The 15,533-nt window shown below is 65.6% G+C and carries 13 protein-coding genes; 2 read left to right on the top strand and 11 right to left on the bottom strand.

Features of this window, described 5'->3' with window-relative positions:
* The first annotated feature begins 70 nt into the window (after positions 1 to 70).
* Complete coding sequence (locus CH283_RS12255) at positions 71 to 1,663, top strand: succinic semialdehyde dehydrogenase (RefSeq protein ID WP_255183219.1); 1,593 nt, start codon at positions 71 to 73, stop codon at positions 1,661 to 1,663.
* A gap of 24 nt (positions 1,664 to 1,687) precedes the next feature.
* Here the strand turns inward: CH283_RS12255 and CH283_RS12250 are convergent, their stop codons facing one another.
* From CH283_RS12250 to CH283_RS12220, 7 genes are all read right to left on the bottom strand, one after another.
* Positions 1,688 to 3,106: an outer membrane protein assembly factor BamB family protein gene (locus tag CH283_RS12250; RefSeq protein ID WP_094638509.1), complete on the bottom strand. Its 1,419-nt coding sequence runs from the start codon at positions 3,104 to 3,106 to the stop codon at positions 1,688 to 1,690.
* Between the two features lie 135 nt (positions 3,107 to 3,241).
* Complete coding sequence (locus tag CH283_RS12245) at positions 3,242 to 5,188, bottom strand: MDR family MFS transporter (protein ID WP_068045179.1); 1,947 nt, start codon at positions 5,186 to 5,188, stop codon at positions 3,242 to 3,244.
* A 57-nt stretch (positions 5,189 to 5,245) separates the two neighbouring features.
* Positions 5,246 to 5,731: a MarR family winged helix-turn-helix transcriptional regulator gene (locus tag CH283_RS12240; RefSeq protein ID WP_068045167.1), complete on the bottom strand. Its 486-nt coding sequence runs from the start codon at positions 5,729 to 5,731 to the stop codon at positions 5,246 to 5,248.
* Between the two features lie 140 nt (positions 5,732 to 5,871).
* A complete protein-coding gene (locus tag CH283_RS12235; protein WP_094638510.1) occupies positions 5,872 to 6,900 on the bottom strand; it encodes an ABC transporter ATP-binding protein in 1,029 nt (342 codons plus the stop codon).
* A 25-nt stretch (positions 6,901 to 6,925) separates the two neighbouring features.
* A complete protein-coding gene (locus CH283_RS12230) occupies positions 6,926 to 8,569 on the bottom strand; it encodes an ABC transporter permease (RefSeq protein WP_094638511.1) in 1,644 nt (547 codons plus the stop codon).
* On the bottom strand, positions 8,535 to 9,572 hold the full coding sequence (locus tag CH283_RS12225) for an ABC transporter substrate-binding protein (RefSeq protein ID WP_094638568.1): 1,038 nt from the start codon (positions 9,570 to 9,572) through the stop codon (positions 8,535 to 8,537). The genes CH283_RS12230 and CH283_RS12225 overlap by 35 nt, the downstream gene beginning before the upstream one ends.
* Before the next feature lie 117 nt (positions 9,573 to 9,689).
* The gene (locus CH283_RS12220) at positions 9,690 to 10,919 is read right to left on the bottom strand and encodes a plasmid pRiA4b ORF-3 family protein (protein ID WP_094638512.1); all 1,230 of its coding nucleotides are present in this window, start codon (positions 10,917 to 10,919) and stop codon (positions 9,690 to 9,692) included.
* A 138-nt stretch (positions 10,920 to 11,057) separates the two neighbouring features.
* Here CH283_RS12220 and CH283_RS12215 point away from each other — a divergent pair, with 138 nt between their 5' ends.
* Complete coding sequence (locus CH283_RS12215) at positions 11,058 to 11,408, top strand: VOC family protein (RefSeq protein ID WP_176460228.1); 351 nt, start codon at positions 11,058 to 11,060, stop codon at positions 11,406 to 11,408.
* Here CH283_RS12215 and CH283_RS12210 read toward each other — a convergent pair.
* The 4 genes from CH283_RS12210 to CH283_RS12195 form a co-directional block, all read right to left on the bottom strand.
* Positions 11,399 to 12,508 carry a TDT family transporter gene (locus CH283_RS12210; protein ID WP_094638570.1) on the bottom strand — a complete coding sequence of 370 codons (1,110 nt, stop codon included), beginning with the start codon at positions 12,506 to 12,508 and terminating at the stop codon, positions 11,399 to 11,401. The genes CH283_RS12215 and CH283_RS12210 overlap by 10 nt on opposite strands.
* A gap of 68 nt (positions 12,509 to 12,576) precedes the next feature.
* The gene (locus tag CH283_RS12205) at positions 12,577 to 13,485 is read right to left on the bottom strand and encodes a LysR family transcriptional regulator (RefSeq protein WP_094638513.1); all 909 of its coding nucleotides are present in this window, start codon (positions 13,483 to 13,485) and stop codon (positions 12,577 to 12,579) included.
* Between the two features lie 24 nt (positions 13,486 to 13,509).
* On the bottom strand, positions 13,510 to 14,367 hold the full coding sequence (locus CH283_RS12200; protein ID WP_068045131.1) for a GIY-YIG nuclease family protein: 858 nt from the start codon (positions 14,365 to 14,367) through the stop codon (positions 13,510 to 13,512).
* A complete protein-coding gene (locus tag CH283_RS12195) occupies positions 14,351 to 15,526 on the bottom strand; it encodes a DNA cytosine methyltransferase (protein WP_255183192.1) in 1,176 nt (391 codons plus the stop codon). Before CH283_RS12195 ends, CH283_RS12200 begins: the two co-directional genes overlap by 17 nt.
* Between the last annotated feature and the right edge of the window lie 7 nt (positions 15,527 to 15,533).

The raw sequence follows: 15,533 nt of genomic DNA, 5'->3' as shown, positions 1-15,533 counted from the left end.
CACTGACCATCGTGCCACAGGATTCGGTAATTTCGGCCCTGTGAAGTGAGCCGAAGACCAGGTAGGTTGTCTGTTACTCAAAACACTACTCACCAGTAGGGACCAGTCCATGCCAGCACCGTCCGCCTCGACCTTCTCCCGGCTCGCCGATCTCATCGCCATCCCCGACGCCGAATCGCGGCCGACGAAAACGATCACCGAGGTGTTCACCGGCAAGGAGCTGGCGACCATCCCGGTGGGCACCGCCGCCGACGCGACCGCTGCGATCGCGCGCGCACGCGCAGCTCAGGTGGCCTGGGCCAAGCGCCCCGTGTCCGAGCGCGCCGAGATCTTCCACCGCTACCGCGACCTGGTGCTCGCCCACCGCGACGAGCTGATGGACATGGCGCAGGCCGAGACCGGCAAGTCCCGCGCCGCTGCCCTCGAAGAGGTTCTCGACATCTCGATGACCGCTCGGCACTACGCGCGCACCGCCGCGAAGCTGTTGGCCCCGAAGAAGGTCACCGGCATGCTGCCCGTGCTGACCAAGACTCGGATCCGGTACCAGCCCAAGGGTGTTGTCGGAATCATCTCCCCGTGGAACTACCCGATGACCCTCGCGGTGTCCGACGCCATCCCGGCACTGCTTGCAGGCAACGGAGTCGTCCTCAAGCCCGACAGCCAGACGCCGTACTGCGCGCTCGCCTGCGTCGAACTGCTCTACAAGGCCGGACTGCCCCGTGACCTGTTCGCTGTGGTTCCCGGCCCGGGTTCGGTGGTGGGTACCGCCATCGTCGAGAACACCGAGTACGTCATGTTCACCGGCTCCACCGCCACCGGTCAGCTGTTGGCCGAGCAGGCCGGGCGTCGACTCATCGGATTCTCCGCCGAGCTCGGCGGCAAGAACGCGATGATCGTCGCCAAGGGTGCCAACCTCCGGGAAGTGTCCGACGCGGCCGTGCGGGCCTGCTTCTCCAACTCCGGCCAGCTCTGCATCTCCATCGAACGTATCTACGTCGAGAAGTCGATCGCCGCGGAGTTCACCGAGAAGTTCGGTCAGCGGGTGCGCAACATGAGCCTCGGAGCCGACTACGAATTCGGCATCGAGATGGGCAGCCTCATCTCCGAGGATCAGATCAAGACGGTCTCGGCCCACGTCGACGACGCCAAGGTCAAGGGCGCGACCGTCGTCGCAGGCGGCAACGCACGCCCCGACATCGGCCCGCTGTTCTACGAGCCGACGCTGCTGACGAACGTCACCGAGGACATGGAATGTGCGGCAACCGAGACCTTCGGGCCGCTGGTGTCGATCTACCCCGTCGCCGACGTCGACGAGGCCATCGAGAAGGCCAACGACACCGAGTACGGACTCAACGCCAGCGTGTGGGCCAAGACCAAGGCGCAAGGCGAAGCCATTGCGGCGCGGCTGCATTCGGGCACCGTCAACGTCGACGAGGGCTACGCGCCGACGTGGGGCACCACCGGCGCTCCGATGGGCGGCATGGGCGTGTCCGGTGTCGGGCGTAGGCACGGTACCGAGGGTCTGCTCAAGTACACGGAGTCGCAGACCATCGCGACGACGCGTCTGCTCAATCTCGGTGGGCCGCGCGGACTTCCGCCGAAGCTGTGGGCAAAGATCATGCCGCCCTTCGTCAAGGCGCTGAAGTACATTCCGGGTCGGTAAGCAGCGTCGACGACGGGGGAAGATCTATCTCGCTCGTAGCAGCGAGATGCTCAGTGCCCTGGTGTAAATGGAATCGGTGTCGATCGAGTCGGTGTCGATCGAGTCGCTGTCGACTCGATCGAACATCGGCCACGACTGCCGATCGATTCCCTCGTCGTCCAACGCCGCCACGGGGATGTCCCACACCGTGGATCCGGTTCTGACGTCGATTCCGCGCAGCACTTCCGGTCCGAACAGCGTGGCGACGTCGCCGTCGAGGGCACCGACCTCCGCGAAAGCCCCCGATTCTCGACTCCACAGCGTGGTCCCGGTGTCGAGGTCGATCGCGGATTCGGTGGCCGTGTCGGTGTTGCGCAGCAGTGCAACCGAACCCGTGACGGCGTAGGCAAGGCCGTTGGTGGACAGGAACGCCGCGGCGGGGCCGGTGATGTCCGACGGAACGGCCCAGACCAGACTCTCGTCGGTCCACACGGGGTCGGGATTCGACGGCCGATAGCCTCCCGTTCCGAGCAGTAGCGGACTCGACTCGGCGGGGGAATCGAACGTCGGTTGCTGCAGGGTCACGGAATCCGTTGCAGCGAGCACGGTTCCGTCGGTGTCGATGATTTCCGAACCCACGATCGTAGTGGGGTCCGAGCAGTCGGCCCGCGCCACCCGCACTGCGCCGTCGCGCGAGGCGACGCCCGATCGGGCGCAGTCGGGAACCGTTCTGGACCAGAGGTTGTCGCCGGTGTCGAGGTCGAAGGCGAACACTCCCCGGCCGTCGTCGAACAACCCGATTCCGTTCTCGGTGTGCATTGTGGACGCGAACGGTGCGTCAGGCGAGGCCGTGGAATCGAACTGCACCGACCAGTCCGCGTCGAGGGCGTCCGCCGTGCCGCGAAACACCGCGACCCTCGCACCCTCGCGCACCGCCCGGGAGGTGTACACGTGGCCGTCTGCGGTGGTCAGACTCGTGATCGGAAAGGCCGCGTCCCGAGTGCTCGATTCTCCGGATTCGGTGTCGACAGTGAGGATTTCGGATGTCGTGCCGGTGTTGCCGCGGTAGCAGACGACCTGCCCGTCGACGAATTCCTCACCGCAGCCCACGATATCGTCCGCGGGGGTGCGCCAGCGCACCGAGCCGTCCGCGATGCTCGCGCCCACCAGGGTCGCGTCGACGAACTCCCTGCCGTCCAGGCGTCCGAGGAGCGTGACGACCGTCGACCCGTCGGAGATGGAACCCGAGTGCATCGAATCGGTATCGCTGCCCTGGACGGGATCGCGGAACTGGCCGCCCTCGATACCCGCATCCGAGGGAGTGAGAGTCCACCCGAGTCCGGGAGCGGACCCCGTTGCACCGTCGATGGGGGCGCCGGGCGTCCGCTCTTCGGTGGCGCACGATGCGCAGACGAGCACTGCTACCAGGACCGCGGCGGCGGAGATCTGGAGGCGACGTGTCATGAGCGATTCTCCCGCCTGTGCAGAACCGAAAGAAGGTGGCCGGTCCGTTCTTGGAGCATAGAGAACGAAAATTCCCCGCACTCCCGGTGGGGGTGCGGGGAACTGCCGTAACGCTTGGCCTGGTCGAGGCTGGGACTAGTTGACGCTGTGTCCGTTCAGGCCTGCGTGTGCGTAATGATTGCGACTGTCGGGAATGTGGTTGTCTCCCAACACTCGAGCGATCTGCTGCTCGCTGAGTCCGAGGCGACGGAGCCGCTCGCACACCGCATCGAAATCGAGCATCTTCGCGTCGAGTTCCTGCTGCAGTTCGATCACTTCGGCGCGGATGGTCTCGGCCTCGTCCAGTGCGGCCAACGTGTCCTTCGGCTCGGGTAGCAGCAGTGCGAGCAGTCGATCACGTGCGTCGGTGCTCAGACCCTCGAAGGGGCGCTGTCCCGGTTGAGCCTCGTGCCGACCCTCGGCGCGACGATGGGCGTCGTATTCGGCCTCGCGCTCGACGGAGACGTACTCCTGCGTGTCACCGAAGGACGGAATCTCGGCGAGCTGGTCCTGCGGCTCGTCCTTGGGTCCCTGCGCAGGGGCCGTCGCGATGTCGATCGTCTGGCGCAGTGGGCGATTCGGAATGAAGATCACCGCGATCAGCGTGACGATCGCAACGAAGCCGGCGATCATGAAGATGCGTCCGGTCGCGTCGCCGTAGGCGGTGCGGACGACTTCGAGGACCGGCGCGGGCAGTGCGGTGAGATCGAGTGATCCACCGCCACCCGACGAGCTGTCGACACCGAGCTGGGCCAGGCCTGCCGCGGACTTCTCGGCAACCCGAGTTGCCAGGAGCGAGCCGAGAACCGAGACGCCGATCGCGCCGCCGAAGGTACGGAAGAACGCCACCGTCGACGATGCCGCACCGACGTTCTGCACACTGACCGTGTTCTGCACTGCGAGAACGAGATTCTGCATCAACATGCCGGTACCGAGGCCGACGATGGTGATGAAGATGCCGACCGTTACCAGGCTGGTCGCGTGGTCGATCGTGCCCAGGAGCAGGAATCCGACGACCAACAGAACAGATCCGGTGACGATGAACGGCTTCCACTTACCGAACTTGGTGATGAGCTGACCGGAGCCGACGGAGGCGACGAGCATGCCGAACACCAGTGGGATGGACAGTAATCCGGCCTCGGTCGGGGTGTAGCCGCGAGCGGTCTGGAAGTACTGGCCGAGGAAGGTGGTGGCTCCGAAGAGGCCGACGCCGACGGCGATGGACGCGACGATGGCCAGGCCGGTGGTGCGTTCGGTGACGATCTTGAGCGGGATGATCGGCGACTTGTGCCGCGCCTCGACGATGATCGTCAGGATGAGCAACAGCACTCCGCCGCCGACCAGGTAGGCCGTCTCACGGGAGAGCCAGGCGTAGTAGTCGGCCTTGCCTGCGAACGAGACCCACACGAGGAGAACGGAAACACCTGCGGTGAGCAGAAGTGCACCGAGCCAGTCGATGGAGACGTTGTCCTTGCGGATGGTCTTGATGTGCAGGGTCTTCTGCAGCAGGCCGAGGGCGATGACGGCCAGCGGTACGCAGACGAAGAAGCACCAGCGCCAGCCGAGCGGGCTGTCCACGATGACGCCGCCCAGGATCGGGCCACCGGACATCGACACGGCCATGACGGCACCGGTGTAGCCGGAGTAGCGGCCGCGATCACGCGGGGAGACGATGGTGCCGATGATGGCGATGACGAGAGCCGTCAGACCACCCATGCCGATGCCCTGCACCACGCGTGCGGCCAGCAGGACCGGCACGTTGTGCGCGAAGCCGGCGATCAGTGAGCCTGCGACGAAGATGAGAATCGCGCTCTGGACCAGCACCTTCTTGTTGAACAGGTCGGCCAGCTTGCCCCAGATCGGAGTGGACGCGGCATTGGCCAGCAGGGCAGTGGTGATGACCCAGGCGTACGCGGTCTGCGAACCCTTCAGATCACCGATGATGGTGGGCAGTGCCGTCGAGACGATGGTGGTGCTCAGCAGCGCGGTGAACAGCGCGGCGAGCAGGCCGGTGAGGGCTTCGAGGATCTGGCGATGCGACATCGCGTCGGGATCGACGACTGGCTGATTGGGCGGAGTATCCGCAGATGTGGTCATGTCTTATCTCGCAATCGATTCAATACGTGCCACGTCCTGATGCTGGGCGTGGGCGTCTTCGGTGAAGGTGTCGTTCAGTTTGCGGATCGAGTCGAGTGCATCGAGTGCCTCGTCCTCGCTCCAGCCGCTCAACATTTCTGCCAGGCGGCGTGCGCGTCTGTTCCAAATTTGTGTCAGTCGAACCTGACCGATGTCCGACACACAAACCCGTGACGCCCTTCGGTCGTCGGGATCGGGATGTCGATCGATGTAGCCGAGGTCGACGAGGTCCGCGATCTGTCGGCTGAGGGCCGACTGGCTGACGCACAGCCTGCTGGCGAGGTCGGTCTGCCTGCATTCACCCTCGGTCGCCAGGATGGCCAGAACTCCGGTCAGGGCCTGCGGCAGTGGTGAATCCTCGACTCCGGTGGTCACGGCCCGCTTCAGCGTGCGCCCGAAGAGGAAGACCTCTTCGACCAACGACTCCGCTGTCGTGGATTGAACTGCCATGAGTACTCCAACGCCGATGTTCATTTACTTGCTGTCTGCAACCATATATATAAATACATGTGCTAAGCAAATAATATTTCTGTCTGGTGGGTCACAGTGGTCGGTCGGCTGCTGATCGGGTGGATCCGCGTCGAGGCTGGCTACCGCGGGTAGAAGAACGACCGCCGGACGGTCAGCGCGACGGTGTCACCCACCTCGGGACGCGGTCCGCGTACCGAGCATCGGAAGTCCACATCGCCGGAGCGCACCAGAACATCGCTGGCATCGCGGCCGAAGAGTGACGAGGTGACGGTTCCCCTGATGGTGCTCTCGCGCTCGCCGTCGGGCACGAGCTCGATATCGGTCGGCAGGATTGCAACCGTCCCGGGGCCGGAGCCCTCCGCCGCGAGTGTCAGGGAGCCCGAGGTGAAGGTGCCGTGGGCGACGGTGCCGTCGACGAGGGTGGCGTCGGACAGGAAGTGGGCGACGAACGCCGACGCCGGAGCGCGCACCACGTCCTCGGGTGTACCGATCTGCGCGATGCTGCCCCGATCGAGGACGACCACCCGGTCTGCGAGGGCGAGGGCCTCGGTGCGATCGTGCGTGACGTGTACGACGGTCAGACCGGCTGCGCGCGTCAGAGATCTCAGCTCGAGGCGAAGCCGGTCTCGCAGTGGCTCGTCCAATGCCGAGAGCGCCTCGTCGAGTAGTAGTGCCCGTGGCGAGCCGACCAGAGCGCGCGCGAGGGCGACGCGTTGCCGCTGACCACCGGACAGCGTCGACGGGTCCCGGTTCTCGAGCCCGGGCAGCCCGACGAGCTCGAGCACGTCGGCGACCTTCTTCGTGCGCTCCGGTTTGGAGACCTTGGCCAGTTCGAGTGGGTAGGAGACGTTGCGCCCGACGCTGCGGTGCGGCCACAGGGCGTGCTGCTGGAATACCATGCCGAGCTTGCGCGACTCGGGAGGCGTCGAGAGTTGTTCGCTTGCAACCACATCCGGTCCGATGGAGATCGAACCGGCAGTCGGGGTCAGGAAGCCGGCGACGGTACGCAGCAGCGTGGTCTTACCGGAGCCCGACGGCCCGACGAGTGCGACGAACTCGCCATCGGCAATCTCCAGGTCGATGCCCTCCACGCCGACCGTGCCGTCGTGGTACCGGAGGCCGAGACGTTCGATCGTGATGGCAGACATCGGTTCTCTCTTCTCAGCGTTGGATCTACGGTCGCCCGGCTCGGGTGGACGCCACGAGGCCGAGGCCCGCGAATCCGACGAGCGCGACGAGTAGGGACAGGGCGGAGGCGGCGTTGTAGTCGCCGGCCTGCTGCAGGTTGAAGATGGACACGCCGAGGGTCTGTGTACCCGGAGCGACGAGGAGCACCGACATGGTCAGCTCGCGCACTGCAGTGAGAGCAACGAGCACCGCACCGGTGGCTGCAGCGGGGATCGCCATCTTCCACGGCACGTCCCACAGCGATCGAAGATGTGACGCGCCGGAGGATCTGGCGACTTCTTCGAGGGCTGTCGGAGTGGAACTCAGCGGTGCTCGAACGGCCTGGACGACGATCGCGAGGAACGCCATCACGTAGGCGCACAGGATGACCCACTTGGTGTCGAACAGTCCGGTGTACCGGCCGATGATCAACCAGCCCACTGCGATGACGAGGCCGGGAATCGCCTGCGGCAGCATCGCTGCCAGATCCAGGCCGACGTTGTCGCGAGACCTGGTGCGGGTGGTCAGTACCCCGATGGCCAGACCCAGGAGTCCGCAGACGACAGCGGCTCCCAGCGCCAGCGTCACCGAATTCTGAATGCCGACGAGGGTTCCCGGTGCGGTGACCGCGCTCTCGATACTCTGCAGCGTGAGGTTGCCCCAGGTGAGCGGCACGCCGGGGGCCGGAAGCAGGGCCTGCGTCGCCAACGCCAGGATCGGCAGGACCGTCAGAACGAGGCCGAGGATCCACGCAGCGAGACCTGCTGCAATTCGGCTGCGGCCCAACGGAAGTAGCTGCGGGGCCGTGACCGCACCGTCGAGCTGAACGGAGCGACGCCCCAGAACGCGGTCGAGTGCGACCGCGACAACGGCCAGTGCGAGGAGCCCGATGCCGATGGTGGAGACCAACTCCAGTGGTCGATCGACGGTGCCCGACTGTATGTATCGATACACCATCGTCGACAGGGTGACGTAGCGCTCGGGGAGTCCGACCAGCGCCGGAATGCCGAAATCGGCCAGATTGGACACGGCCGTCAACGTCAGCGACGCCAGGAGGGCGGGACGCAGCAGTGGCAGCGTCACATCGCGCATGGCTCGCCAAGGAGATGCCCCGGCGATCCGAGCCGCCTGTTCCAGATCGCCGGGTACGCGTCGTAGCGCCGCCGAAATGATCAGGTACGCAAGCGGATACGAGTGGATCGTCAGCAAGAAGATCACTCCGTCGCCGCCGTAGATGTTCCACAGCGGTCCGCCGCCGAAGGCGTCGTTCCAGTACGAGTTGATCATCCCGCTCGGGCCCAGCAGGCCTGTCCAGGCGATCGCGCCGACGAACGGCGGAATCAGCAACGGGCTGAGCAGAATAAGGCGCAGTACCGATCGGCCCGGCAGATCGGTGCGATCGAGAACGAGGGCCATGATGGTCGCAATCACCACCGCCGCGGCCGCCGACACACCGGCCGACACGACGCTGTTGGTAGTGGCCGACGCGATTCCGCCGTCGAGCAGCTCTTGTATGTGGTTGCCGCCCAATCCGATCGAGACCACGGCCGCCAGTGGAGCGCCGACCAGGGCCAGTACTGCCAACCACAGGCAGGCGCGAACCCAGGTGACGCGGTCAGCCAAGAAGATCGTTGAACGTGGCGACGGCATCGGGCTGGGAGGCGGTGATGGTGTCGAGGTCCGGGTTCAGCAGTTCGATGTCGTCGAGAGCGGGCGCGCCTTCCGGCGTGCCGACATCGGACCGAACCGGCAGGTATTGCTGCTCGACGGCGATCTCCTGACCGCGCTTGCTGACCAGGAAGTCCACGTACTTCTGCGCGGCCTCCTGATTGGCCGAGTCCTTGAAGATTCCGGCCGGTTCGGAAATGTACGGGACGCCATCGGTGGGGTACGACGCGGCGATGGGCGAGCCCTTCTCGGCCAACTCGCGCACCAGGTAGTCCACCACGATCCCGACCGGCTGGGTGCCGGCCGCGACGGCCTGAGCGACCGGGCCGTTGCTCTCGGCGACCACGGGTTCGTTGGCGACGAGATCGGTGAGCCACGGAAGGCCGAGGTCTTCCTGGCCCAGCCAGACGGCGGTGTTGAACGCTGCTGCGCCGGACACATCGGGATTGGGCAGCGTGATCCGGCCCTTGTACTGGGGGTCCGCCAGGTCCTTCCACGATGTCGGGGGCTGCGAGACGGTCCCGGTGTTGTACGCGATGACCGTCGGGATGATGCGGGTTCCCACGTAGTAACCGTCGGGATCGACGACGTTCGGGTCGAGCGCGTCGACGTCGGCCGGGGTGTACTGCAGCAGCAGGTCGTCGGCCTTGTACTTCTCGAACGTGGGGGCGTCCGCGGCGAGCAGGACGTCGGCACCGATGGAGCCGGTCTGCCGCTCCGACGCGATGCGCGCATTGAGATCTCCGGTGCCCGCGCGGAACACCTGTACGTCGATGCCGGGGTTCTCTGCAGTGAACTCGGCGTTGAGAGCGTCGATCTTCGCCTGCGGCTCCGAGGTGTACACCGTGAGAGTGCCGCCGGCCCCGTCGCCGTCTCCACCGGCATCGGGAGCCGCAGGCTCGGAGCAGGACGCGAGGGTGAGAGCGGCTGCGAGACCGAGGATTCCACCGGTGGCAACGCGACGAACAGTGTTCACTAGGTACATCTCCTGGAAGCATCGAGCACGGAAGTTGCTCATGCTTCCGACCTGAATCGACACGCAGACATGTGTTGTGGGAACTGCACGTGTCGCCGGGGTGAACGACTCGGGGGCAGGGGTTGACTACCCAGCTCGAGACGACAAGGCGTGTACCGCGAACTGCCGTCCCCAATCCGGTCCGGCCCCTTCGCGACCCAGGGTCGACGGCACAGCGCCGATCAGAGTCAGGAAGTCCAAGGTCGGTCGAGCGAGGTACTGGGCGTACGGTCTCTCCCTCTCGGGGATCATCCATCCGAGCGCCTCGAGGCTTCGGAAGACGAGCGAATTGCGTTCGTCTACAGAGCAACTCGCCGCAACCGACACCAGGAGCAGAACGCCCGCGTCTTTCTCGTACTGCTCGCGCCCAACGGGCATCCGAGCCGCGGCGTGTGACCACAGGCGGACCGGGTCGGTGGCGAGGGTGTTGCCCAAACGGGTGCGAAGAAGCCGCCCCTTCAGGACACGAACGAGTCCGAGTTGCGTCACAGCAGTCCGAAGCCAGTGCACCTGTTGATGGTCCACCTCGCGGTTGGCGCTTCCGAACCATCTGGTGACCCACTCGAGCTCGGTACGCATCGCCGCAACGTCCCTGGGCGGCACATAGCCTGCAGCGGTCAGTGTGATTCCGTCTTCGCCCACGCGCGCCAGCATCCACGTCAGCTTTTCCATTGCCGATGCCGCCACTGCGGGGTCCACCTGATCCACATCGACATCGACGCGCGCGAGGACATCGGGCAGATCGGGGTGATACTCGAGGGGCCCGCGTTCGAGAAGCGAGCCGAGTTTGGGTAGCCGTTCCCGTACGCGACCGGCCAACTCCGTCACCGCGCGCCGCAACGCGATTCTGTTGTTCGCGTCGGCCACCGCGAAGCGCTCGTCGAAGTCGCCCGCCCAGAGCTTCATGTGGTCGTGCTCAGGATGGTCGGTATCAGCGAGAACCTTCAGCAGTTCGGCGTAGCCCGACGAGCCGCCGCAGTCTTCGGGTGGGCAGGCGCGGTCGCCGTCCAGGCAGGCTGCAGTACCGGCTACGGGCGATACCTCTTCCACGACCAGGTGGTGTGTCCATCCGTCACCGAAGTCGTACTCGTACCCGAGACGATCCCCGACGGCACCGAGGACGTCGTCCACCCGAACGCCGTCTTCGAGTGTCCCGGTGCCGTCGTCCCACTCCTCGAGCGAGGACTTCATCTCGTAGCGTCGAGTGCTTCGAAGAGGATCGTCGCCGACGAAGAACATGTGCAGATGTCGGTCTTCCCAACCCATGACGTCCTGAATGACGTCGTGCAGCTCGGGCAGTGTGGCGTCGGAGGCGATGGTGAACCGCCGTCACACCACCGGCTCGACGTCGGCCAGAGTCACCCTGATCGTCAGCATCGTCAGGATTGTCCATCATGTGTGAGATGTTCGTCGAGCACGTCCCCGCGGGGACGTTGTCGCCGATACAGTCCGGGCATGGATGTTCTGCGCGCGATGCCATTGCTCACGGTCACCGATCTCGATGCGGCGCTGGACAAGTACGTCCAGGTCACCGGCATGGAGGTGGTGATGAATCACGGCTGGATCGCCACGCTCGCTCCGGCGGGCGACAGTGCGGCGCAGCTGAGTCTGATCACCACCGATCCCACCGGGCCGGTCAATCCGTCGGCATCGATCGAAGTGGACGACGTGGACGCGGCGTACCGGGCAGCGATGGACGCCGAACTCGAGATCGTCTACGAGATCACCAACGAGGAATGGGGAGTCCGCCGATTCTTCTGTCGGGATGCGGGCGGCAACGTGGTGAACGTGCTGTCTCACCTGTGATCGGGATGCAACAACTCTCCGCGCCGGATTCCGCGAACAGTGCGGGTGGCCACGGTGAGCCAGGCGGCGAGCAGTAGGACGTACAGGGCAACGGCCAGAGCCTGCACCGCACCGAAGTTCAGCGCATGACCCAAGGCAGTCGCTCCGGTGACGCAAGTCCCGATGGGGAACGTGAACGACCACCACGTCAGCGAAAACCCCAGGTCTCTGCGTGCCGCGTGCACGGTCAGAGCTGTCGCCAGCGCGAACATCAGCATTCCGAAGCCGCCCATGATCAGCCCGTAGCCGATACCGAAGACGTGTAGCCCGACGGCGACCGACGCCTGTGTACCGGTGAACACCATCGATGCGTCGGTGCCCAGCAGGTTGGCCGCCGTGATCGACTGGCCGATCAACCCCAACGTGATCCACACGGTCGGGGCCGCGTCGACGGGCGGCAGACCGCCGTGCAGCAGGCGCCCGTAGATCAGAGTCAGCGTGATCATCCCGACGATCAGCGACAGCCCGAACATCGCATAACAGGCGCACAGCAGCGCCAGCCGCCACTGGCCCTCGGGTAGGTGCGGAAGCAGCAACGCCCCTGTCGACGCCGACACCATCGGCGGCACCACAGGCATCAGCCACGCGGGCAGGGCTGCGACGTCACGATGATCGGACGCGGTGATCATTCGATACGGAACGACGACACTGGTGAGCAGACCGGCGATCGTCCCGGCGGTCCACAGGCCGGCGAACAGCGCGGTGGCCGCAGTCGGTCCGAGCACGTCCGCGCCGAGCAGGCCCGCTCCCGCGCCGACGGTGAGCATCGCCATGGGCGGAGCGCCGTAGAACTGCACCATCACCGGGTGTCGGGCGTACTCGACGGCCCGGTCGCGGTGCCGGATCCAATGCCGCGCGAAGGCTCCACCGATCACGGCTAGCGCCGTAGCGGCGATCACCCATACCGCAACGGCAAAGACGTGCAGTGTAGGAAACTGCACAGGCAGAGTTGCGGCCGCAGTGGCGACGATCCCGGTACCCATCACCGCGGCGAACCAGTTGGGGGTGATGTGCTCGAAAGTCCTGGGATGCACAGCGGGGGTGAGGGCGGTGACGGTCATGACTTCAGCGTGCGCGTAGCCGGTCACGTCCGGTAGGTACCGAAATGTTCGTTACCCATAACTGGACGTTATGGCTGGGTCTTTGCCGCCACGGACAGCAATTCAGCGGCGGGGCCGGTGGGGATGCGGCCGGACGGCCAGATCGCCCTCAACTCACGACGCAGAGTCAGTCCTGGGATCGGTACGCGGACCAGGGTTCCCGCGGCCAACTCGGGGGCGACGGCCAACGAGCTCAGCACGGCTCCGCCGATTCCCGCACCGACGGCGGACTTGATCGCCGTCGTCGAGGAGACCTCGAGAAACGGCGACATCGGCTGCCCGAGACCCGCTGCAGCCACCGCGCTTTCGTAGGCCGAGCGCGTTCCCGACCCCGCCTCCCGCGTCACCAGTGCGGTGGCGACGATCTCGGCGGCCGACGGCGCAGTGATTGTCCAGGAGTGATCCGGTGCCACCACGAGCACCAGCTCGTCGGCGGCAACGGTCCGGTGATCCAGAGCTGCAGGGACACTCAGGCTTTCGATGAAACCGAGGTCGGCGGCTCCCGCAAGTACCTTCTCGGCGACCACTGTGGAATTGCCCGACGTGAGGCTCGGAACGATGTGCGGAACGAGCGTGTGCAGCGTGACCAGCCATCGGGGCAGAAGATATTCTGCGACAGTCTGACTCGCGGCGATCTGCACATGGCCGACGCGTTCGGCGTGCAACGTGGCGATGGCCGTCGCCAGATCCTCGGCGGACCGCACGACCGGCGCTGCCCAGCTCGCGACCAGCTCGCCGAACTCGGTCAGCACCGTTCCGCGTGCGCCCCGTTTCAACAATGGAGCGCCGACCCGTCGCTCCAATGCACGGATGCGCGCGCTGGCCGCCGGCTGCGACATGCCGTGCGCTCGACCCGCTCGCCCGATGCTGCCGAGCTCGGCGACCGACAGCAGCAGGTCGATGCTGGTGAGATCGGCAACGTGAGGGGGGAGCGGCACAGGGCGAGCGTACGACGACCCGAGTCAGAACTCGCTGAACAGGTCCAACTCGCCTTCTGGGTCTGTGGCTCCTTCGATGTCTTCGGGCTCGTCGTCCGAGTCCGGGGCGCGCTCGTGCAGCACCGAACCCACCAGCGCGGTGACGTCGATCGCGGCGGGATCGGGAATGGGATGCCCCTCGACGAAGGCGAGTCGCTCGGCCGACAGGTAGGCCAGGCGCACGGCCTGGACCACGAGGACGCGTCGTAGACCCTCGGAGACCTCGCCGCGTTCGCGAGTGACGGCTGCCAGCCGTGAGATGGTCTCGGCGCGGCGCGCGATGCGAATGTCGGGGTGCCCGCGCTCGCGGCGGGTCTGCTCGGAGATCAGCGACCGACGCAGTGACGCGGGGAGTGCGATGGGCTCCGAGACCGGCGGAATCTTCTCGTTGAGGATCGCCTTGTGTCGAGACTTGTCGATGGCCTCGAGGTACGCCGTGTACTCGTGCGCATTCAGATCGCGCTCGGCTGCGCGGAACTGCTCTGCGCCGTCGGACTTCTTGAGATCCTCGTACTGCCACAGAGGCCAGATCTCGATCTCGGCGACCTCGAAGACGTCGAGTACCCGCATCGCGACGGCGTCGGTTCGCTGGTTGGTCAGATGACGCTGCACTCGGACGCTGAGCTTCTCCTTGGTCTGCCCCACGTAGATCGGCTCACCGTCGTAATCGTAGAACGCATACACGCCCCATTTGGCCGCCGACCATACTCGGCCCTGATTGTCTTTCTCGCTCAGCACTTCTCGCAGTGCGGTGCGAAAGGACTGCACGTCGTCCGCGGGCAGAGTGCTCTTGCGCGGAGCGACGGCGGACGACCGCAGCGAGGACTTACCGTGACTGGACATGTGCGGCTGTCGAACTCAGGGTCCCGCTGACCAGCGGCATCAGATAGTGCTCGGCGAGCCAGGCGACCACGGGAACGCACACCGCATCACCGAAACCGAAGAGCGCCTGGTTGTTTCGCAAACCGTCGAGTGTGTACTCGCCGGCACCCATCAGGCGGGCGTATTCGAGTGGCGTCATCCACCGCACCTGCAACCGGCCGTTGCCCATCTTGACCACCGCTTGTTTGGACGAACCGCCGCGGGCGGTACGGAGGCAACCGGAGATGTCGTCGGGGCGAGCTTCCCAGACGGCGACGCCGTTACGGGTGCGACGGTAGGCGGTACGGTAGCTGACCTTGCGGGCCTTCTTCAGGATCTCGATGCGCTGCAACTGAATCGGCGACAAGGACTGCACGAATGCTGCGGTACGGTCTGCATCCCACCACCGCTCGTCGCGGTAGTCCATGCGCTCGACCAGATCACCGAGGCCACTGGTCAACGGAATCGGCGGACTGGGCAAGGGTGCCCGATGGGTCAGCAATGTCGAATCGCCGTACACCGCTTGCAGCCAATCCGGCCGAAGCTCACTGTTGGGATCGCGCGCGTCCTCCGGGGGATTCTGTGCACCGACCAGGAAAAGGCGCGGACGCGACTGCGGAACGAAGCGTCGAGCATCGATGGTGAGGACATCCACGGAGTAACCGAGCTGGTTGAGCTCCCGGACCGCTGCGGCCAGATCGTCTCCACCGTGACTGGTCGCCAGCCCGACGACGTTCTCGAGCGTCACCACTTCGGGTCGAGCATCACCGAGCTCGCTCAGTACCCGCGTGAAATGACGAAACGTCGACGAGTTCTTACCCGCGAGCCCGGCCCGGCCGCCGGCCAACGACAGATCGGTGCACGGAAACGACGCCCACGCCAACGACAGCCCCTCGGGCAGATCGTCTCCTCGAGTGCGTGCGACATCGCCGAGCTGAAAATGGCCGGCCTCGCCACCGAAGTGCTGGCGGTACATGTGATGCTTGTCGCGCTCGATGTCGTTGGCCCACGACACCTCGAAACCGGCCTGCTCCAAGCCCATTCGCACCAGGCCGATACCGGCGAAGAACTCCGCGACAGTATGGATCCGACCGAGCGCAGGTGCCGAAGAACCACCCGGCACCACAGTCAACTTCGGCATGCACCCA

Origin of the sequence: Rhodococcus sp. 05-2254-2 (genome assembly GCF_002259095.1) — a bacterium.
In the GTDB taxonomy this organism is placed as follows: Bacteria; Actinomycetota; Actinomycetes; order Mycobacteriales; family Mycobacteriaceae; genus Rhodococcoides.
This window is presented reverse-complemented; position numbering and strand designations above follow the sequence as displayed.